The sequence below is a fragment of the Streptomyces sp. NPDC056128 genome, assembly GCF_042263835.1.
Taxonomy (GTDB): Bacteria; Actinomycetota; Actinomycetes; order Streptomycetales; family Streptomycetaceae; genus Streptomyces.
Genome location: NZ_JBHJVQ010000019.1, coordinates 47749 through 68318, shown reverse-complemented (window position 1 = coordinate 68318; position 20570 = coordinate 47749). Strand labels below are relative to the sequence as shown.

General features: G+C 73.2%; 16 protein-coding genes. 5 read left to right on the top strand and 11 right to left on the bottom strand.

All coding sequences use genetic code 11. The annotated features are described in order from the left end of the window. Positions 1-6 precede the first annotated feature (6 nt). Positions 7-1203, bottom strand: a complete 1197-nt coding sequence (locus ACFC1X_RS28045) for a sensor histidine kinase (protein ID WP_376358376.1) — start codon at positions 1201-1203, stop codon at positions 7-9. 143 nt (positions 1204-1346) lie between these two features. Here ACFC1X_RS28045 and ACFC1X_RS28040 point away from each other — a divergent pair, with 143 nt between their 5' ends. The 3 genes from ACFC1X_RS28040 to ACFC1X_RS28030 all read left to right on the top strand — a co-directional run bounded on the left by ACFC1X_RS28040 (position 1347) and on the right by ACFC1X_RS28030 (position 4167). Then, positions 1347-2489 (top strand): hypothetical protein, encoded by a 1143-nt coding sequence (locus ACFC1X_RS28040; RefSeq protein ID WP_376358373.1) that lies wholly within the window; start codon positions 1347-1349, stop codon positions 2487-2489. Beyond that, a complete protein-coding gene (locus tag ACFC1X_RS28035; RefSeq protein ID WP_376358371.1) occupies positions 2486-3667 on the top strand; it encodes a glycosyltransferase family 4 protein in 1182 nt (393 codons plus the stop codon). The genes ACFC1X_RS28040 and ACFC1X_RS28035 overlap by 4 nt, the downstream gene beginning before the upstream one ends. Positions 3668-3753: 86 nt before the next feature. Continuing rightward, positions 3754-4167 carry a cytidine deaminase gene (locus tag ACFC1X_RS28030; RefSeq protein WP_376358369.1) on the top strand — a complete coding sequence of 138 codons (414 nt, stop codon included), beginning with the start codon at positions 3754-3756 and terminating at the stop codon, positions 4165-4167. A gap of 73 nt (positions 4168-4240) precedes the next feature. On the opposite strand, the gene ACFC1X_RS28025 is transcribed toward ACFC1X_RS28030, so the two are convergent. The 3 genes from ACFC1X_RS28025 to ACFC1X_RS28015 all read right to left on the bottom strand — a co-directional run bounded on the left by ACFC1X_RS28025 (position 4241) and on the right by ACFC1X_RS28015 (position 9753). Then, the gene (locus ACFC1X_RS28025; protein ID WP_376358366.1) at positions 4241-5686 is read right to left on the bottom strand and encodes an aldehyde dehydrogenase family protein; all 1446 of its coding nucleotides are present in this window, start codon (positions 5684-5686) and stop codon (positions 4241-4243) included. Positions 5687-5848: 162 nt separating this feature from the next. After that, entirely contained in the window at positions 5849-7483 is a 1635-nt protein-coding gene (locus ACFC1X_RS28020; protein WP_376358363.1) for a PucR family transcriptional regulator, read from the bottom strand. 125 nt (positions 7484-7608) lie between these two features. After that, positions 7609-9753: an ATP-binding protein gene (locus ACFC1X_RS28015; RefSeq protein WP_376358360.1), complete on the bottom strand. Its 2145-nt coding sequence runs from the start codon at positions 9751-9753 to the stop codon at positions 7609-7611. A 269-nt stretch (positions 9754-10022) separates the two neighbouring features. On the opposite strand from ACFC1X_RS28015, the gene gabT reads away from it, so the two are divergent. After that, entirely contained in the window at positions 10023-11357 is a 1335-nt protein-coding gene (gene gabT, locus ACFC1X_RS28010) for a 4-aminobutyrate--2-oxoglutarate transaminase (RefSeq protein ID WP_122615130.1), read from the top strand. Positions 11358-11787: 430 nt separating this feature from the next. Further along, positions 11788-12453, top strand: coding sequence for a phosphatase PAP2 family protein (locus ACFC1X_RS28005; protein ID WP_376358511.1), 666 nt, complete (start codon positions 11788-11790; stop codon positions 12451-12453). Here ACFC1X_RS28005 and ACFC1X_RS28000 read toward each other — a convergent pair. From ACFC1X_RS28000 to ACFC1X_RS27970, 7 genes are all read right to left on the bottom strand, one after another. Then, a complete protein-coding gene (locus ACFC1X_RS28000) occupies positions 12422-14236 on the bottom strand; it encodes a chitinase (RefSeq protein WP_376358357.1) in 1815 nt (604 codons plus the stop codon). The genes ACFC1X_RS28005 and ACFC1X_RS28000 overlap by 32 nt on opposite strands. Before the next feature lie 87 nt (positions 14237-14323). After that, positions 14324-14782, bottom strand: coding sequence for a hypothetical protein (locus ACFC1X_RS27995; RefSeq protein WP_376358354.1), 459 nt, complete (start codon positions 14780-14782; stop codon positions 14324-14326). A gap of 120 nt (positions 14783-14902) precedes the next feature. Next, positions 14903-16330: an NAD(P)/FAD-dependent oxidoreductase gene (locus tag ACFC1X_RS27990; protein ID WP_376358351.1), complete on the bottom strand. Its 1428-nt coding sequence runs from the start codon at positions 16328-16330 to the stop codon at positions 14903-14905. 34 nt (positions 16331-16364) lie between these two features. Then, the gene (locus tag ACFC1X_RS27985) at positions 16365-17165 is read right to left on the bottom strand and encodes an ABC transporter permease (RefSeq protein WP_234960135.1); all 801 of its coding nucleotides are present in this window, start codon (positions 17163-17165) and stop codon (positions 16365-16367) included. Beyond that, the gene (locus ACFC1X_RS27980) at positions 17166-18098 is read right to left on the bottom strand and encodes an ABC transporter permease (protein ID WP_376358348.1); all 933 of its coding nucleotides are present in this window, start codon (positions 18096-18098) and stop codon (positions 17166-17168) included. Next, positions 18098-19264: an ABC transporter ATP-binding protein gene (locus ACFC1X_RS27975; protein ID WP_376358345.1), complete on the bottom strand. Its 1167-nt coding sequence runs from the start codon at positions 19262-19264 to the stop codon at positions 18098-18100. Before ACFC1X_RS27975 ends, ACFC1X_RS27980 begins: the two co-directional genes overlap by 1 nt. 5 nt (positions 19265-19269) lie before the next feature. Beyond that, positions 19270-20517: a spermidine/putrescine ABC transporter substrate-binding protein gene (locus tag ACFC1X_RS27970; protein ID WP_376358342.1), complete on the bottom strand. Its 1248-nt coding sequence runs from the start codon at positions 20515-20517 to the stop codon at positions 19270-19272. Between the last annotated feature and the right edge of the window lie 53 nt (positions 20518-20570).

Sequence of the window (20570 nt, the reverse complement as noted above, 5' to 3'; positions counted from 1 at the left end):
CCGGGTTCACCCGCTCCCCCACGGAAGCTCCGCCTCCACCAGGAACCCGCCGTCCGGACCCGCCCCGGCGCTGAGCCGCCCGCCGACCAGGGCCGCCCGCTCCCGCATCCCGGTCAGGCCGTGCCCCGCGCCGGGACCGGAGCCGGCGCCGCGGCCGGGGCCGTCGTCGCGGACGCGGAGGGTGAGGAGCCGGTCGGCGCCGTAGTCGACCTCGACCACGGTACGGGCACCGGGCGCGTGCTTGCGCGCGTTGGTCAGCGCCTCCTGGGTGATCCGGTAGGCGGACAGCTCCCACGCGGCGGGCAGCGTCACCCGCTCCCCCGTGATCCGCAGCTCGGCCACGCCGCCCACCGCCCGGTGCTGCTCGACCAGTTCGGCGAGGTGGTCGAGGGTCGGCTGCGGTGCGGTGAGGGCCGCGTCGCCCTGGGGGGTGCGCAACACGCCGAGCAGGCGGCGCAGTTCGGCCATCGAGGAGCGGGCGGTGGCCGCGATGTGCTGGAAGCCGTCGCGGGCCTCGGGGGTGAGTCCGGGGGTGGTGTAGGTGGCGCTCTCGGCCTGGACGGCGATCATCGACACCGAGTGCGAGACGATGTCGTGCAGTTCACGGGCGATGGCGGCCCGTTCGGCCTCGGCGGCCTGCTGCCGCTCCATCGCGATCATGCGGGCCTGGGCCAGGTGCCGTTCGGTGCGGGTCTCCTCGCGGGAGCGCACCGCGTCACCCATCATGACGGCGCCGAAGACGACCACGGTCAGCAGGAACGACTCGGCGAACAGGCTGAGCGAGCCCTTCTCCCACAGCGCGGGCACCGGCAGCTCCATCCGCGACCAGGTGTTGATGTGCACCAGGTTCACGCAGAGGGCGCCGAGCGCGCCGCCCGCGACGGTCAGCGCCGGGTGCAGCACCCGGCGCCGGCCGAGGCAGTAGCAGCCGGTCAGCCCGCTCACCATGATCGAGACGTACAGGTTGATGTCGCCGGCGAAGCCGAGGAGTCCCGCGGCGACGGTGAGCACGGCGATCGGCGGGAAGGAGCGCCGCCACATCAGCGAGGCGGCCGAGACGAGCACCCCGATCGTGGTCGTCACGCCCGCGGGGATGACGATCAGCTCGACGGCCGCTCCGGCGGTCACGGCGCCACCGGTGACCCAGGGGTAGGCGGGTGCGGCGATCCAGTCGCGGACCCGCCGCTGCAGCGGCGAACTCATGCGACCCATGATCCCGGCCGGGGCGGGGCCGCGCGTCACCGCTCGGGTGGAGTCCGGCGGCGGATGTCGTACCACGGGTTGAGTCCCGGGTGCGGAGCCTCGGTTGACGCCGTGCGACCTGCGCGTTCGTAGCGTCGACGGACATGGGGAAGAGACTTGGACAGCGGGCGGCGGCGTACTCGCCGGCGCGACTGGAGCACGGGCTCTGGGCCGGGTGCGCGGTGGCCGCGCCGGGCTTCGCGCTCGCCTCGGACGTGGGAACGCACCGGGTGTGGGGGTGGACGGCGGGGGCCGGGTACGCGCTCGCGGCGCTGCTGTCGTCCGGTTCCCGGCCGCGCCGCACGGCCCGTGCCGTGGCCGTGCTGGGGGCCGTCCTGGTGCCGCTCGCCGGTCTGGTGGCGGCGGGGCTCGCGCAGTCGGAGGTCACCGTCGTCGAACGGTCGGGGCGGCTGCTGCTGACCACCGGGAGCCCGTACGTCTCCGCCCCCGTGGCCGTCGGCGACTTCAACCCCTATCTGCCGGGGATGGCGCTCTTCGGTGTGCTGCCCGGCGACCCCCGCTGGTGGCTGGGCGGCGCGTTCGTCGCCTGCCTCGCCGCCGTCGGCCTGGGCCGCGCCCGGCTGCTGGCCTGCCCGTTGGTGGCGCTGCCCTGCGCGGTGGGCGGTGTCGACCTGCCGGTGGCCGGGCTGATGTGCCTCGGTGTCGCGCTGGCCGGGCGGGGGCGGGCGGGCCGGGCCGGTCTGGCGCTGGGGGCCGCCGCCGCGCTCAAGTGGACGGCCTGGCCCGCGCTGCCGGTGGCGCTCGCGCTCGTCGCCGTGAGCCGGGGCGGACGGTCCGCGCTGCGGTGCGCTGCCGTGGGCCTGGGCACCGCGACGGCGGCGGTACTGCCCTTCGCGCTCGCCGACCCCGCCGGCTTCCACCGCAACGTCGTCGCCTTCCCGCTCGGCCTCACCGCCGTCGCCTCGCCCGCGGAGAGCCCGCTGCCCGGACACCTGCTCGCGTCGTACGTCCCCGGCGGCACGGTGATCGCCCTCGCGTTCCTCGCGGCGGGGGCGCTGCTGATAGGCCTCTCGCTCGCGCTGCGGCCGCCGGGGACGGTGCGGGCGGCGGCCGCGCGGCTCGCGCTCGGTCTGGGCCTGGCGACGGCCCTGATGCCGGCGACCCGTTTCGGCTACCTGGTGTACCCGCTGGTCCTCGGGGCGCTGGCGCTGCGCACCCGGCACCCCGCCGCGCCGCCCGTCCCCGCCGGGGAGCCCGCCCGCGCCGGAGCGGAGGTCCTCGCATGACGAGCCGCGCGCCCCGCCCCCGCACGCTGATCGTCACCAACGACTTCCCGCCCCGGCAGGGCGGCATCGAGACCTTCGTCCGCGAACTGGCCGACCGCTTCCCGCCCGACGAGGTGGTCGTCCTCACCTCGGCGGCGGACCCGGCGCGGGACGGCGACCCCTTCCCGTACCCGGTGGTCCGCCACCCGGCCCGCACCCTGCTGCCCACGCCGCGCGCCACCGCGCACGCCGCGTCCGTGGCCCGGCACTACGGCTGCGACCGGGTGTGGTTCGGCGCGGCGGCGCCCCTCGGGCTGATGGCGGACCGGCTCAGGCGCACGGCGGGGATCCGTACCGCCGTCGCCACCACCCACGGCCACGAGGTGTGGTGGGCCCGCACTCCCGGCACCCGGGGCCTGCTGCGCCGCATCGGCACGCGGGTCGACACGGTGACCTGGCTGGGCGCGAGCACCCGCGGGCCCGTCGAGGCGGCCCTCGCGCCCGGGACCCGCACGGCCCGCCTGGCCCCCGGCGTGGACACCGCCGCCTTCCATCCGGCGGGGGACGGCGGCCCGGTCAGGACCCGGTACGGCCTGGGGCACCGTCCGGTGATCCTGTGCACGGCCAGGATGGTCCCGCGCAAGGGGCAGGACACGCTGATCAGGGCACTGCCCTGGGTCCGCAGGGCGGTCCCGGACGCCGTACTGCTCCTGGTGGGCGACGGCCCGTACGCGCCGGAACTGCGCCGACTGGCCCTGCGCGAGGGCGTGATGGACTCCGTCGTCCTGGCCGGCGGGCACCCCCACCACGCGCTCCCGCCGTTCTACGCCGCCGCCGACGTGTTCGCGATGCCGTGCCGTACCCGCAGGGGCGGCCTGGAGGTGGAGGGCCTGGGCATCGTGTACCTGGAGGCCGCCGCGTCCGGACTCCCGGTCGTGGCGGGCGACTCGGGCGGCGCGCCGGACGCCGTGCGCGAGGGCCGGACGGGGCATGTCGTCGACGGGCGCTCGGTGGCCGCGACGGCGGACCGGCTGGTCAGGCTGTTGCGCAACCCCGCCGAGGCCCGCGCGATGGGCGGCAGGGGCCGCGCGTGGGTGCGTGCCGAATGGACCTGGGACCACGCCCACGGGACGCTGCGCGGCCTGCTGGGACTAGACGCCGCCCCGGCCCTGCCGGGCGCGGGGCGGCGGCGGGGCTGACGCGGCCGCCGGGCGTCGGCATATCCGCTTGCGCCCGCGGCGGGGTCCGGGGCACCGTCGGCGGACACTCGAGGAGGGCGAAGAGGATGAGCGCGCAGACCCAGCCCGTCGACCACGAACTCGTGGCGGCCGCGGCGGAGGTGGCCCGCACCCGGTGCCGGGGCGACAACCACACGATGGCCGCGGCCGCCCGCGCCCGGGACGGGCGGATCGTCACCGCGGTCAACGCCTACCACTTCACCGGCGGCCCCTGCGCCGAGCTGGTCGTCGTCGGTGCTGCGGCGGCCCAGGGCGCCTACGAGCTGGACACGATCGTCGCCGTGGGCGACCGGGAGCGGGGCGTCGTCCCGCCGTGCGGGCGGTGCCGCCAGGTGCTGCTCGACTACTTCCCCGCGCTCAGGGTGATCGTCGGCGGCGGCGACCGTCTGCGGGCCGTCCCCGTCGCCGAGTTGCTGCCCGAGACCTACGTGTGGGCCGACCACCAGCTCGACGCCGGATAGGCCGGGGCCCACACGCACCGGCGGCCCGAACCCCCGCACAGTGGGTTCGGGCCGCCGGTCTTCCCGGGGTGCCTCAGAGAGCGAGGTCCGTCAGGACCAGCACGCGCTCGTAGGTGTAGTCGTCCATCGCGAACCGGACGCCCTCGCGGCCCACGCCGGACTGCTTGGCGCCGCCGTACGGCATCTGGTCGGCCCGGTAGGAGGGGACGTCGCCGATGACGACGCCGCCGACCTCCAGGGCGCGGTGGGCGCGGAAGGCGGTCTGCAGGTCGTGGGTGAACACGCCCGCCTGGAGGCCGTACTTGGAGTCGTTGACCGCGGCGAACGCCTCGGCCTCGCCGTCGACCTTCTGCACGCTGAGCACCGGGCCGAAGACCTCCTCGCGGGCGAGGGTGACGTCGGCCGGCAGGCCGGTGAGCACGGTCGGCGCGTACGTGGCGCCGTCCCGCTTGCCGCCGGTGTGCAACGTGGCGCCGGCGTCGACGGCCTCCCGCACCCAGGCCTCGACGCGCTCGGCGGCGGCCTCGCTGACCAGCGGGCCGACGTCCGTCGCGTCGTCGTTCGGGTCGCCGGTCACCTGGGCCTCGACGGCGGCGACGACGCGCGGCAGCAGGCGGTCGTAGACGGCGGCGTCGGCGATCACACGCTGCACCGAGATGCAGGACTGGCCGCCCTGGTAGTTGGAGAAGGTCGCGATGCGCTGCGCGGCCCGGTCCAGGTCGGCGTCGCGCGCCCAGTCGGCGAGGACCACGGCCGCGCCGTTGCCGCCCAGCTCCAGGGTGCAGTGCTTGCGCGGCACCGAGTCCATGATCGCGTAGCCGACGGTCTCGGAGCCGGTGAAGGAGATGACCGGCAGCCGCTCGTCCTGGACGAGGGCGGGCATCTTGTCGTTGGGCACCGGGAGGATGCTCCAGGAACCGGCCGGCAGCTCGGTCTCGGCCAGCAGCTCACCGAGGATCAGGCCGGAGAGGGGGGTGGCCGGGGCGGGCTTCAGGATGATCGGCGCGCCGGCCGCGATCGCGGGGGCGATCTTGTGGGCGCACAGGTTCAGCGGGAAGTTGAACGGCGCGATGCCCAGGACGACGCCCTTCGGGAAGCGGCGGGTCAGCGCGAGCCGCCCCTGACCGCCCGCGTCGGTGTCGAGGCGCTGGGCCTCGCCGCCGTTGAAGCGGCGGGCCTCCTCGGCCGCGAAGCGGAAGACGGAGACCGCGCGGCCGACCTCGCCGCGGGCCCACTTGACCGGCTTGCCGTTCTCGGCGGAGATCAGGCGGGCGATCTCCTCGGTGCGCTCGGCCAGCCGTCGGCTGACGTGGTCCAGCGCGGCGGCGCGGACGTGGGCGGGGGTGGCGGCGAACTCGTCCCGTACGGCGTACGCGGCGGCCACGGCCTCCTCGACCTGGGCATCGGTCGGCAGGCTCACCGCGCCGACCAGGCTGCCGTCCCAGGGGGACGTGACGTCGAAGGCGGCCTCGCCGGTGGCCTGGCGGCCGGCGAGCCAGAAGGCGTGGGTGGAAGTCATGTGGCGTCCGGGCCCTTCCGCGTTGGGGGTGTGTACGGGGTGTACGGGGGTGCGGGGTCCACGGTAGGGCGGGGGGCGGTGGGCGGCGTTTGTCCGGAGTGTAGTGGTGGGGGTGAGTGGTTCGACGTGGCGGCCAGGTGGGGCCTCGAACGCCGGACGGGCTTACTCGGCCGACGTCGTCTTCAGGGCCAGCCACAGCTCCATCCGCACGTCCGGGTCGTCCAGGGACCGGCCGAGGATCTCCTCCACGCGCCGCATCCGGTAGCGCAGCGTGTGGCGGTGGACGCCGAGGTCGGCCGCGGCCGCGTCCCACTGGCCGTGGCGGGAGAGCCACGCGCGCAGGGACGCCACCAGGTCGCCCCGGCCGGTCGCGTCGTGGTCGCGCAGCGCGCGGAGCAGGCCGTCGGCGAAGGCGCGCACCGCGTCGTCCGCGAGCAGCGGCAGCACCGATCCGGCCGCCAGGTGTTCGTGCTCCACGCAGACGCGTCCGCGCCGCCGGGCCACCGACAGCGCCTGCTCGGCCTGCTTGTAGGCGGCGGACGCGGCGATGGGCCCGGACGGCGCCGACAGGCCGACGGTCAGGCCGTCCTCGTCGCCGCCCGCCGGGTCGGGCGCCGGGCGGCCGGTCTCCAGCGCCGACGCGTACTCGACGCAGGCGGCGACGGCCGCGCCCCCGTCCGTGGCGAGCACCACCAGCCGCTCGCCCTCGGGGACGGCCAGCACCGCCTCCCCGGCGCGGGCCGCCGCGGACTCCACGACCTCGGCGAGCGTGCCCAGCCGGTCGCCGCCGGTGGCCGCGGCGGGCCCGCGCCCGTGTGCCCGCGCGGCGGACGCCGGCGCCGACTCGGCGACGATGATCCGGAAGGGCGCGTCCAGCAGGCCGCCGTACAGGTCCCCGGCGACCGTCCGCGCGTGGTCGGGTTCGCCGGCCAGCAGCATGCGCAGCACGGCCTCGTCGATGCGCAGTCCGGCCTCGTACAGGGAGCGCGAGCGTTCCGTGGTGAGCGTCAGCAGGGCGACGGCCGAGTGCACGGCGTACCGCTCGGCGGTGCCGAGGGCGGCGGCGGTGCCGACGGCGAGGGCGGAGCGGGGCCTGCGGGAGGTGCCGAGGGAGTGCAGTTCGACCCGGTCGGCGTTCTCGGGGTGCTCGGGGTCCTCGGCCCCGCCGACCACGGCGGAGGCGGGCGCGGGCCGCTCGCGCAGCCGCCGTACGTCGGCGGTGAGCCGTCCTGCCCTGCGTCCGGCCCACTCCGGAGCCGTGGCGACGACGGCGCCCGACGCGTCGTACAGCGCCGCCCACCCGTCGACCTGGGAGGCGAGCGCGGCCAGCAGTCCCTCCGGGCCGTCGGTCAGCGCCCGCCTGGTCAGCTCCCGCTGGGCGGCGAAGCCCGCGGTGACCGCCCGGTACTGGTCGGCGGCGATCGCGGCGGACACGGCCTTGCTGATGGCGAGGAAGGGCGTGCGGCGGGGCACCTCCAGGAGCGGCAGGCCCTCCTGCCGGGCCGCGTCGACCAGTGCCCCGGGGATCTCGTCGTAGTTGACGCCGACGGCGAATCCGAGGCCGACCACTCCGGCGTCCGCCAGCCGCTTCACGTACCGGTGCATCACCGCGGGGTCCTCGGCGTCCAGCTTGAGGGCGGTGATCAGCAGCAGCTCCCCGCCCTCCATGTAGGGCACGGGGTCGGCGAGTTCGCTGACGTGGGCCCAGCGCACCGGGGTGTCCAGACGGTCCTCGCCCGCGCGCACGGTCAGTTTGAGCGCCGAGTGGTGGACGAGCGAGGCGAGCGTGGGGCGCATGGGGTCCTGGGCCTTCGGATCCGTGTCAGTGGTGTGAGGTGGCTGTGATCTTTTGGCCGTCGCGTATGAACGACCTGTGTCGATTCTGCCTCACTGTACGGTCCCCGGGCGCCCGGCCCGGACGGTCACCCGCGCAGATCCACCAGCAGCGGCGGCGCGTGCTCGCCCTTGACGGTGGTCAGCGACAGCACCGCGTGCCCGGCCGGCACGGCGTGCGCCAGCTCGGACGCCGACCAGCGCTCACGCTCGACCTGCCGGACGGTGACCGCCCGCGCGGTGGGCGCCTTCCCGGTGATCACCCGGCGCAGCATGTGCGCGGCCTTGCCCGCCGGGGTCTCGGCGATGATCTGCCGGTCGGTGACGTCGCGGGCCTCGGTCCACTCCTTGCCCCACACCTCGGCGAAGTCCTGCCCGTCCCAGGGGGTGAGCCCCGACAGTGCCATGCGGCAGCCGATGGCCCCGAGCAGCGGCCCGCGCAGCGGTCGCGGTACGTCGTCCAGGGTGCGCAGGGTGAGCACGGTCCCGGCGCCCGCCGAGCGCAGCCGCTGCACGCCCCGCACCGCCTCCGGCGTCACCACCCCGCTCGCGTCGTCCAGCACCAGGCAGGCGAAGAGCGACCGGTCCTCCCGTACCGAGACGCTGGCCGTGAACTGGGCGAGGACCAGCCGGGCCAGCATCCGGGAGGCGTCGGCGTGACCGCGTTCCGGCAGGTCGATGCGGACCCGCACCGGGTGGTCGAGGGACTTGAGGGAGAAGGGCCGGGACTGCCCCGAAGTGTCGAAGAAGGGCGCGAAGGCCGGCCGGTCGAGGAGCGCCACGCGGTCGGCCAGCACACCGCCGGCGTCCCCGGGGTGGCCCATCTGCCGCTCGCGCGCGTCCAGCTCGCGCAGCAGGGACTCCTGCCCGGCCGCCCGCAGGCCCTGCCGCAGTTCGGCCAGCGGTCCGGGTGTCCCGTCGAGCAGTTGCCGCAGCTCCGGTACGCCGGGGAAGCGGCCGTGCACCGCGCGGAAGGGGCCGAGCAGCTGGGCGAGGACGGTGGTGGAGCGGCGGGTGTCGCTGCCCGGATGCGGGTCGGCCAGGTCGCCGACCAGGGCTTCGGCGAGCACGACCGCAGCCTCGTCCGGGTCGGTGGTGCCGCCGTACAGGTCGAGGTCGTACACCGAGTCCGGGTGGCCGATCCGTACGACGACGTCGTAGGCGTCGGCGGGGCCGAGGTCCGCGCCCGCGGCGCCGACCACGACGACCGCGGCGCGCCCGGCGAGGGCGTGCAGGCACAGCGACTCGGTGAGCGGCCGGACCACGCTGCCGGTCTTGCCGGAGCCCGCCGGGCCGACGGCCAGCAGGGAGGTGCCGAGCAGGTCGGGGCCGAGGGCGAGGCCGGCGCCGCGGTAGGCGTAGGGGTTGCGGGCGTCGTCGGCGGCGGTGCCGATCCGCACCTGTCCGGTGACGAGGTCGTGCCGGGCCCGCCGGGCGGGCAGGTCGCGGTCGCCCGAGGGGTGCGGGCAGGCGCCGGCGCCCGCGCCGAGCACGGCGCCCGTGAAGGTGGCCAGGCTGTGCCGGCCGCGCTGCACGCCCTGCCAGGCCCGCGCGATGCGGGCGTGGTCGACGTCCCGCATCAGCCCCTGGCGCGCTTCGGTGGCGAGCCGCTCGGCGGCCTCGACGGCACCGGCGGCGCGGAGCGCGGGCCAGGCGGCGGGGTCCTCCTCGGGGGCGGGCGGGGGTCCGGCGGCCTGGGTGGCGGGGCGCCAGGCGGGCGGGCCGTAGCGCCGCCAGATCTCGTCCCAGCGGCCGAGCCGGCCGACGCCGACCATGATGATGCCGGCGATCAGGGCGTAGTAGGCGTAGACGGCCACGACCGAGCCGAAGCTGTGCGGCTCGGCCCAGGAGTCCGGGATCATCGCGTACAGGGGCAGCAGCCACCAGCCGCCCAGGTAGCCGTTCCACAGCAGGGACCAGATCAGCCAGCCCACCAGGAAGGCGATCACCGCCCCGCTCACCAGCTGCCGCCCCGGCACCCGCTCGGGCTCCTCCGCCGGGCGCGGCCGGTGTCCGAACCGCCACACGCCGGGCAGCGTCTCCGGTCGCGGGGTGCGCAGCCAGGACAGGAACGCGGACCCGTCGGGCAGTGGCGGCACGCCCGGCGTCCCGGGTGCCCGGGTGGGCCGCGGCGGCACTCCGGGCGCCTCCGCGGGTACCTGGGGAGGCGCCGCCGGACGCGGCACAGGATTCGCATGCGTACCCCGCGCGTCCCGGTTCCCGTCGCTGTCCATCGCCCTTGCCCCCTGACCAGCCGCTCCGTCCACCATCAGCGAGCCAATCTAACGCCCTCCCAACGGGAGTTCACCGCTTACGCGGCCGGGCCCGCCCCGACGTGTCCCGATGTCGCCGTACCCGTCAGGTGTCCGACACCTGTCCAGGACGGACAACCGACACCACGGACAACGCCCACATGGAGCATGCCCACCCCACCCCACCGGTCCTAGCCTGCGAGAAAAGAAGGCAAGAGTCCGCAAGATCCCGCAAGACCCCAGGAGCCCTCATGACCGCACTTCCGCAGGAGCGCCGCGTCGTCACCGCCATCCCCGGCCCGAAGTCGCAGGAGCTGCAGGCCCGGCGCACGGCCGTGGTCGCGCAGGGTGTGGGCTCCGTCCTGCCCGTCTTCACCGCGCGCGCCGGCGGCGGCATCATCGAGGACGTCGACGGCAACCGCCTGATCGACTTCGGTTCCGGCATCGCCGTGACCTCGGTCGGCGCCTCCGCCGAGGCCGTCGTACGCAAGGCGTCCGCGCAGCTCGCCGACTTCACCCACACCTGTTTCATGGTGACGCCCTACGAGGGCTACGTCGCCGTCGCCGAGGCGCTGGCCGAGCTGACGCCGGGCGACCACGCCAAGAAGTCGGCGCTGTTCAACAGCGGCGCCGAGGCCGTCGAGAACGCCGTCAAGATCGCCCGTGCGTACACGAAGCGGCAGGCGGTCGTCGTCTTCGACCACGGCTACCACGGCCGGACCAACCTGACGATGGCGCTGACCGCGAAGAACATGCCGTACAAGCACGGCTTCGGTCCCTTCGCGCCCGAGGTGTACCGCGTCCCGGTCGCCTACGGCTACCGCTGGCCGACCGGCCCGGAGAACGCCGGTCCGGAGGCCGCCGCCCAGGCGATCGACCAGATCAGCAAGCAGGTCGGCGCGGAGAACGTGGCCGCGATCATCATCGAGCCGGTGCTCGGCGAGGGCGGCTTCATCGAGCCGGCCAAGGGCTTCCTGCCCGCCGTCAGCCAGTTCGCCGAGGACAACGGCATCGTCTTCGTCGCCGACGAGATCCAGTCCGGCTTCTGCCGCACCGGCCAGTGGTTCGCCTGCGAGGACGAGGGCATCGTCCCGGACCTGATCACGACCGCGAAGGGCATCGCCGGCGGCCTGCCGCTGGCCGCGGTCACCGGCCGCGCCGAGATCATGGACGCCGCGCACTCCGGCGGCCTCGGCGGCACCTACGGCGGCAACCCGGTGGCCTGCGCCGGCGCGCTCGGTGCCATCGAGACGATGAAGGAGCTGGACCTCAACGCCAGGGCGAAGCACATCGAGGCGGTCATGAAGTCCCGCCTCACCGCCATGGCCGAGAAGTTCGACATCATCGGCGACGTCCGGGGCCGCGGCGCGATGATCGCCGTCGAGCTGGTCAAGGACCGCGCCACCAAGGAGCCGAACCCGGAGGCGACCGCCGCGCTCGCCAAGGCCTGCCACGCCGAGGGCCTGCTGGTCCTCACCTGTGGCACCTACGGCAACGTGCTGCGTTTCCTGCCGCCGCTGGTGATCGGCGAGGACCTGCTGAACGAGGGCCTCGACATCATCGAGCAGGGCTTCGCGGGCCTGTAGGACGGGCAGGTGCGCGAGCGCCCGAACGCGCATCTGAGCTGCGTTTCGCACGCCTGGCGTGGGGAGCGGCAGAGCGTGTGAAGAAGGTGTGCGGGGTGGATGGCAGGACGCCGATGCCCCTGTCCTGAGCGCACCCCCTGCCGTAGGTTCTACGCAGATGAGAGATACACCCCGCCCACAGGGGACTGTGGGCGGATCTCAGGCCGCGGCTTCCCCAGCTTCGACCTGGTCCGTGCCTCGCGCACACAACCGGAACCCGTGGGTTCCGGGTCTCCTCACCGATCGGACGGTCGCCCGCCCCAAACCCCCCGGGGCGCGCGGCGTTCCGGTCAGGACGGCCGCCTCGGCACCCGGGACGGCGGTTCACCGAAGGGCCGGCACACTCCCCCCCTTGTGCCGGCCCTTCGGTGTGTTTGCCAAGCTGTGCGCCATGCTGCTGCTCGGGCTCCCCGTCCTCCTCTTCGCGCTGATCACCTGGCAGGTCGTCGCCGACGGCCCGCTGGTCGGCGTGGACGAGCGGCTGAGCCGGGCGCTCGTCCACCCGGACCGCCTCTCCGAGCTGCTGGCCGACCTCGGCAACGTGCAGGTCGCCGTGCCCGTCCTCGCCGTCGCGCTGGCGTACGTCGCGTGGCACGGGCGGGCGCGGGGTGTGGACCGGTGGTGGCTGCCGCCGCTGGCGGGTGCCCTGGCGATGGTGCTGGTGCCGGCGCTGGTGGCCCCGCTGAAGGCGTGGACCGACCGCCCCGGCACCCCGGCGGTGCCGCCGGCCGTCGGCTACTACCCCTCCGGCCACACCGCCACGGCGGTCGTCGCGTACGGCGCGGCGGCGCTGCTGCTGTTCGGCGCGCTGCGTTCGCCGGCCGTACGCCGTGCACTGGTCGTGCTCTGCGCGCTCCTCGTCCTCGGCGCCTCCTACGGGCTGGTGCGCCGGGGCTACCACTGGCCGCTGGACGTGGTGGCCAGCTGGTGCCTGGGGGCGGTGCTGCTGGCCGGGGTGTGGCGGGTGGCCGGGGTGTGGCGGGTGGCCGGGGTGGGGCGGGTGGCCCAGCCCACCCCGGTGGCGGTCAGCCGAAGTAGGCGTCGAAGTTCTTCATGAACTCCCAGTTCCCGAACCGGTCCCAGTTGATCGACCACGTCATCAGGCCGCGCAGCTCCGGCCAGGTGCCGTGGGTCGCGTAGGAGCCGCAGTCGGTCTTCTTGGTCAGGCAGTTCAGGGCCTTGTTCACCTCGGCCGGGGAGACGTGTCCGTTGCCCGCGTTGACGGAGGCCGGCATGCCGATCGCGACCTGGTCGGGGCGCAGCGGCGGGAAGACGTTGTCCGCATCGCCGGCGACCGGGAAGCCGGTGAGGAGCATGTCGGTCATCGCGATGTGGAAGTCGGCGCCGCCCATGGAGTGGTACTGGTTGTCGAGGCCCATGATCGGGCCCGAGTTGTAGTCCTGGACGTGCAGCAGGGTCAGGTCGTCGCGCAGGGCGTGGATGACGGGGAGGTAGGCGCCGGCCCGCGGGTCCTGCCCGCCCCACTTGCCCGTCCCGTAGTACTGGTAGCCGAGCTGGACGAAGAAGGTCTCGGGGGCCATGGTCAGCACGAAGTCGTCGCCGTACTTGGCCTTGAGGGTCTTCAGGGCCGAGATCAGGTTGACGATGACGGGGGTCTTCGGGTTCTTGAAGTCCGTGTCGTCGGCGTTCAGCGACAGCGAGTGGCCCTCGAAGTCGATGTCGAGGCCGTCGAGGCCGTACGTGTCGATGATCGCGGAGACGGACGAGACGAACTTGTCGCGGGCGGCGGTGGTGGTCAGCTGGACCTGGCCGTTCTGGCCGCCGATGGAGATCAGGACCTTCTTGCCAGCCGCCTGCTTGGCCTTGATCGCGGCCTTGAACTCGGCGTCGCTCTCCACGTTCGGGCATTCGGTGACCGGGCAGCGGTCGAAGCGGATGTCGCCGGAGGTGACCGAGGTGGGTTCGCCGAAGGCCAGGTCGATGACGTCCCAGCTGTCGGGCACGTCGGCCATCCGCGTGTACCCGGACCCGTTGGCGAAGCTGGCGTGGAGGTAGCCGACCAGGGCGTGGGCCGGGAGATCGCCGGACCCGCCGCCGTCCGGGCGCTCGGCGGTGGTGGCGGTGACCGTCGCCGAACGCGCCGACTCACCGGCGTCGTTGACGGCGGTGACCTGGAAGGCGTACGCCGTCGAGGGGGTCAGGCCGGTGACGGTGGTGGAGGTTCCGGTGACCGTGCGGACGCGGGTGCCGTCGCGGTAGACGGCGTAGCCCGTGGCGCCGGGGACGGGTGACCAGGACAGCGCGACGCCGGTCGGCGTGACGGAACCGGCCGTCAGGCCGCCGGGGACCGCCGGGGGCCGGCCCACCTCGCCGCCCGGGCCGGTGAGCGAGATGTCGTCGGCGTGGTAGGCGCCGGTGCCGTACCAGCCGTGGGTGTAGACCGTGACGCGGGTGGTGGACGGGCCGGTGCGGAAGGTGGTCGTCAGGCGCTGCCAGTCGGGGGCGGACTGGGCCCAGGTGGAGACGTCGGTGGTGCCGGTGCCGCTCGCGCCGAGGTAGACGTAGGTGCCGCGGACGTAGCCGGAGAGCGTGTACTGGGAGTCGGGCCGCACGGTCACCGTCTGCGCGCAGCGGGCGTTGTCGGCGCCGGCCGGGGTGGCCTTGAGGGCCGCCGTGCCGCTGCGCACGGGCGCGCTGACGACCGCGCCCGCCGTGCAGGTCCAGCCGTCCAGGGCGGACTCGAAGCCGCCGTTGCGGGCGAGGTCCGCGTCGGCCGCACGGGCGGCCGACGTGAGCGCGGTCAGACCGGACGCGGCGAGTGCCGCGGCGGTGAGCAGGGTGACGAGGGGGCGGCGGGCGAGCGGTCTGGAGCGTTCCACAAGTGCCTCCGGACATGGGGGAGATGGGGAGGGTGGAGCGCGCCCAACTTGGTCCAGACCAATTCTCTTGTCAACCCCTTGCGCTGCTCATATCCCTCCCTCCTCCCCCGCGAGCGCCGCCGCCGCCTCGTGCATCGCCAGTTCCAGCAGCGCGGGGTCGGTGAGGGTGCCGGAGCCGTCCGGCGGGATCAGCCAGCGGACTCCGCCGGACGACGCTCCCCCCGGGTGCGGCACCACGATCCAGGTGCCGAGCCCGGCCGTCCGGACCCCGGTGCCCACCCAGCGGGTCGCCGTCCCGGCCGGCACGAAGAAGCCCGTCCGCGCGTCGCCGAAGTCGACGAGCACCGGGCCCGGCCGGTCCAGGACGCGGGAGAGCACGTCGAGGGTCGGACAGCCGAGCCTGCTCGGCAGGATGAGCACGTCCCAGGCCCGGCCCGCGGGCAGCAGCGCGACGCCCAGGGGGTCGCGCTCCCACTCCCGCCGGCAGGACTCGGGATCCGGTGCGACGGATGCCAGCCACGCGACCGCCGTCTTCGCACCAGGCATGTGAAGACCTCCCTCTCGCTCATTGGACGCGGGGTGCGTCACGAGGGAGAGGGAGGTCACCGGCGGGCATTACGCGAGTCGCCGCGCCTCGTTCGGGTGAAGCGGGTCACACGGGCCCGGCTAGCTGTCGAAGCCCAGCCCCAGCTTGTCCATGGTCCGCAGCCACAGGTTGCGCTTGCCGCCCTGCGCGTCCGCGCGGGCCAGCGACCACTTGGTGAGGGCGATGCCCGTCCAGGCGAACGGCTCGGGCGGGAACGGCAGCGGCTTCCTGCGGACCATCTCCAGTTCGGTGCGCTCGGTGCGCTCCCCCGACAGCAGGTCGAGCATCACCTCGGCACCGAACCGGGTCGCGCCCACGCCGAGGCCCGTGTACCCGGCGGCGTAGGCGACCTTGCCCTGATGGGCGGTGCCGAAGAACGCCGAGAAGCGGGAGCAGGTGTCGATCGCGCCGCCCCAGGCGTGCGTGAAGCGGACGCCCTCCAGCTGCGGGAAGCAAGTGAAGAAGTGCCCCGCGAGCTTGGCGTAGGTCTCCGGGCGGTCGTCGTACTCGGCGCGCACCCGGCCGCCGTACGGGTAGATCGCGTCGTAGCCGCCCCACAGGATCCGGTTGTCGGCGGAGAGCCGGAAGTAGTGGAACTGGTTGGCGCTGTCCCCGAGCCCCTGCCGGTTCTGCCAGCCGATCGAGGCCAGCTGCCCGTCGGTGAGCGGCTCGGTCATCAGGGCGTAGTCGTAGACCGGGACGGTGTACGAGCGCACCCGCTTGACCAGGTTCGGGAAGATGTTGGTGCCGAGCGCGACCGTGCGGGCGCGGACCCCGCCGTACGGGGTGCGGACGGCCATGCCGGCGCCGTACGGCTTCAGGGTGAGCGCCGGGGTGTTCTCGTAGACGCGCACCCCGAGGTCGAGGCAGGCCCGCTTGAGGTTCCAGGCGAGCTTGGCCGGGTTGAGCATGGCCACGCCCTTGCGGTCCCACAGGCCCGCCCGGAAGGTCGGGGAGCCGACCTGTTCCCGGACCGCGTCACCGTCCAGGTACTCGACGCCGTCCGCGAGTCCCTTGGCGCGGATCTCCTCGTACCAGTCCTTCAGCTCGGCGGCCTGGTACGGCTCGGTGGCCACGTCGATCTCGCCGGTGCGCTCGAACTCGCAGTCCAGGGAGTGGCGGGCGACCGCCGTCTCGATCGCGTCGAGGTTGCGGGCGCCCAGCTCCTCCAGCTTGTGGATCTCGCCCGGCCAGCGGCTCAGGCCGTTGGACAGGCCGTGGGTGAGGGAGGCGGCGCAGAACCCGCCGTTGCGGCCGGAGGCGGCCCAGCCCACCTCGCGGCCCTCCAGCAGCACCACGTCCCGGCCCGGGTCGCGCTCCTTGGCGATCAGCGCGGTCCACAGCCCGCTGTAGCCGCCGCCGACGACCAGCAGGTCGCAGGTCTCGGCGCCGGTGAGGGCGGGCTGCGGACGGGGCCGGCCGGGGTCGTCCAGCCAGTACGGGACCGGCTGGGCGTCGGAAAGGGATTTCGTCCAGTCGTTGCTGCGGCTCATGGCGCTCGGGGCCATGATTTCAACTCCCTACGAATGCATTACTCAGTCGCTACGCCTTGCGGCGATTTCGGCGGTTGCCGACGGCCATGGAGGCCAGGACGAACAGTACGGCGATGACGAACATGGCCGTACCGACGACATTGATCTGAACGGGCGTTCCGCGCTGCGCCGATCCCCAGACGAACATGGGGAAGGTGACGGTGGAGCCCGCGTTGAAATTGGTGATGATGAAATCGTCGAAGGAGAGCGCGAAGGCGAGCAGCGCGCCGGCCGCGATGCCGGGGGCCGCGATGGGCAGCGTGACCCGGACGAAGGTCTGGAAGGGGCCGGCGTACAGGTCCTGCGCCGCCTGCTCCAGCTTCGGGTCCATCGACATCACGCGCGCCTTGACGGCCGTCACCACGAAGCTGAGGCAGAACATGATGTGGGCGATCAGGATCGTCCAGAAGCCCAGCTGGGCGCCCATGTTGAGGAACAGGGTGAGCAGCGAGGCGGCCATCACGACCTCGGGCATCGCCATCGGCAGGAAGATCAGCGAGTTGATCGCACCCCGCGCGCGGAAGCGGTAGCGGACCAGCGCGAAGGCGATCGCGGTGCCCAGCGCCGTGGCGCCGAGCGTCGCCCAGAGGGCGATCTGGAGGCTGAGCGACAGGGAACCGCACAGCCCGGCGACACCGCAGGGGTCCTTCCAGGCGTCCGTGGAGAACTGCTGCCATTCGTAGTTGAAGCGCCCGTTCGGTTTGTTGAACGAGAACACCGTGACAATGACATTGGGCAGCAGCAGATAAGCGAGCGTCAGCAGTCCGGCGATGACGACCAGATTGCGCTTGAACCAGTTGACGAAGGCCATTTAAACCAAATCCTCCGTCCCGGACTTCCGAATGTAGAGGGTGACCATGGCGAGAATCGCGGCCATCAGGATGAAGGAGAGTGCCGCCGCCGTCGGATAGTCCAGCACTCTGAGGAACTGCGACTGGATGACGTTGCCGATCATTCCGGTGTCGGCCGAGCCGAGCAGGGAGGCGTTGACGTAGTCGCCGGTCGCCGGGATGAAGGTCAGCAGCGTGCCGGAGACGACGCCGGGCATCGACAGCGGGAAGGTGACCTTGCGGAAGACGGTGGAGGGCTTCGCGTACAGGTCGCGCGCCGCCTCGTGCAGCCGCCCGTCGATGCGCTCCAGGGAGGTGTACAGCGGAAGGATCATGAAGGGGAGGAAGTTGTACGTCAGACCGCAGACCACCGCGAGCGGCGTGGCCAGCACGCGGTCGCCGGACGTCCAGCCGAGCCAGCTGGTGACGTCCAGGACGTGCAGCGTGTTCAGGGCGCCGACGACCGGTCCGCCGTCCGCGAGGATCGTCTTCCAGGCGAGGGTGCGGATCAGGAAGCTGGTGAAGAAGGGCGCGATCACCAGGATCATGATCAGGTTCCGCCAGCGGCCCGCGCGGAAGGCGATCAGGTACGCGAGCGGGTAGCCGAGCAGCAGGCACAGCACGGTGGCGGAGGCGGCGTAGGCGACCGAGCGCAGGAACTGCGGCCAGTACTCGGACAGCGCGTCCCAGTAGGTCACGAAGTGCCAGGTGACCTTGTAGCCCTCCTCCAGCGAGCCCGTCTGCACGGACGTGGAGGCCTGGTAGATCATCGGCGCCGCGAAGAAGACGACCAGCCACAGGATGCCGGGCAGCAGCAGCCAGTACGGCGTCCAGCGGCCCCTCTTGCGCGGGGGCTTCTTCGGCTCGGGCGCGGGCGGGGTGAGCGGCGGTGGCGCCTCGGTGAGGGTGGACATCAGGCGGCCTCCCCCTCGGCGACGCCCGCGTCGATGTCCTGGGAGGCGTCCAGCCCGAAGGTGTGCGCCGGGTTCCAGTGCAGGACGACGTCGGCGCCGGGCACGAGGCGGGCGTCGCGGTCGATGTTCTGGGCGTACACCTCGAAGTCGGGGCAGGCCGCGCAGTCCACGACGTACTGGGTGGAGACGCCGATGAAACTGCTATTGCTGATCTTGCCGGTGATGCGGTTGCGGCCCTCGGGTATGGAGCCGGCCTCGTCCGCGTGGGTGAGGCCGACCTTCTCCGGGCGTACACCCACCAGCACCTTGCCGCCCGCCTGCGCGGGCACGGCACAGCGGGAGCCGGGCAGGAGCAGCTTGTCGCCGGCCGCCCGCACCACGATGTCGTCGCCGCTGCGGGTGTCGACCTCGGCCTGGATCAGGTTGGAGGTGCCCAGGAAGTTGGCGACGAACGTGGTCTGCGGGTTCTCGTACAGGTCGGCGGGGGCGCCCAGTTGCTCGACGCGGCCCCCGTTCATCACGGCGACCTGGTCGGCCATGGTCATGGCCTCCTCCTGGTCGTGCGTGACGTGCACGAAGGTGATGCCGACCTCGGTCTGGATGCGCTTGAGCTCCAGCTGCATCTGGCGGCGCAGCTTGAGGTCGAGGGCGCCGAGCGGTTCGTCGAGGAGCAGCACCTTGGGGTGGTTGATCAGGGCGCGGGCGACCGCGACGCGCTGCTGCTGGCCGCCGGAGAGCTGGTGCGGCTTCTTGCGCGCCTGCTCGCCGAGCTGGACCAGGTCCAGCATCTCCTCGACCTGCTTCTTCACCGACTTGATGCCGCGCCGGCGCAGGCCGAAGGCGACGTTCTCGAAGATGTCGAGGTGCGGAAAGAGGGCGTAGGACTGGAAGACCGTGTTGACCGGCCGCTTGTACGGCGGGAGCGCGGTCACGTCCTGGTCGCCGAGGTGCACGGTGCCGCCGCTGGGCTCCTCCAGCCCCGCGATCATGCGCAGGGTGGTGGTCTTGCCGCAGCCGGAGGCGCCGAGCAGGGCGAAGAAGGAGCCCTGTGGGACGGTCAGGTCGAGCGGGTGCACGGCGGTGAAGGACCCGTAGGTCTTGCTGATGCCGGAGAGGCGGACGTCGCCGCCGCGGTCCGTGGCCTGTGGCTGAGTTTTCGTCGTCATCGTCGTCACGCCCCAGTGAGCTTCGCGAACTTCTCTTCGTATGCCGTCTCTTCCTTCGAACTCAGGGAGCGGAAGGAGTGCGACTTGGCCTGCATGGCCTTGTCGGGAATGATCAGCGGGTTGTTCGCCGCGTCCTCGTCGATCTTCGCGAGCTCGTCCTTCACACCGTCGACGGGACAGACGAAGTTGATGTAGGCGGCGAGTTCCGCGGCCGGGCGGGGCTCGTAGTAGTAGTCGATGAGCCGCTCGGCGTTCGTCTTGTGCCGCGCCTTGTTGGGGACCAGCATGTTGTCGCTCGACGTGACGTAGCCGCTGTCCGGGATCACGAAGTCGATGTCCGGGTTGTCCGCCTTGAGCTGGACGACGTCCCCGGCCCAGGCCAGGCAGGCCGCGAAGTCGCCCTTGCTGAGGTCCGAGGTGTAGTCGTTGCCGGTGAAGCGGCGGATCTGACCGCGGTCGACGCCCTTCTGGAGCCGGGCGATCGCCGCGTCGTAGTCGTCGTCCGAGAAGCGGGCCGGGTCCTTGCCCATGTCGAGCAGCACCATGCCGACGGTGTCGCGCATCTCGGTGAGGAAGCCGACCCGGCCCTTGAGCTTCGGGTTGTCGAGCAGGTCGGCGACCGTCTTCACCTCGACGCCGTCCAGCGCCTTCTTGTTGTAGGCGATGACAGTCGAGATGCCCTGCCAGGGGTACGAGTAGGCGCGGCCCGGGTCCCAGTCCGGGTTGCGGAACTGGGGCGACAGGTTGGCGAAGGCGTGCGGCAGGTTGGCCGGGTCCAGTTTCTGGACCCAGCCGAGGCGGATCAGACGGGCGGCCAGCCAGTCGGTGAGGACGATGATGTCGCGGCCGGTCTCCTGGCCCGCGGCGAGCTGCGGCTGGATCTTGCCGAAGAACTCGCTGTTGTCGTTGATGTCCTCGGTGTACGTGACCTTGATGCCGGTGCGCTTGGTGAACGCCTCCAGCGTGGGGTGCCGCCGGCCGCTCTCGTCGACGTCCATGTACTCGGTCCAGTTGGAGAAGGCGATCCTCTTCTCCTTCTCCGACCGGTCCTCGGCGGAGACGCCGCCCTCGGTCTTGCCGGCCGCCGGGATCCCGCAGCCGCTCAGCATGCCGAGACCGCCGACCGCGAGCGCGCCGCCCGTGGAGGCGCGCAGCAGTGAGCGACGGGTGAGGGCGGCCCTGCCGCTCCTGAGACTGCGCCGCATGGCGGCCACTTGGGCCGGTGACAGGCGGTCGGGCTCGTACTGCTCCATGCGCGTGGTTGCCCTTTCGGGTGGGTCGGCCGTGGTCGGCGGCCTCTCGACGT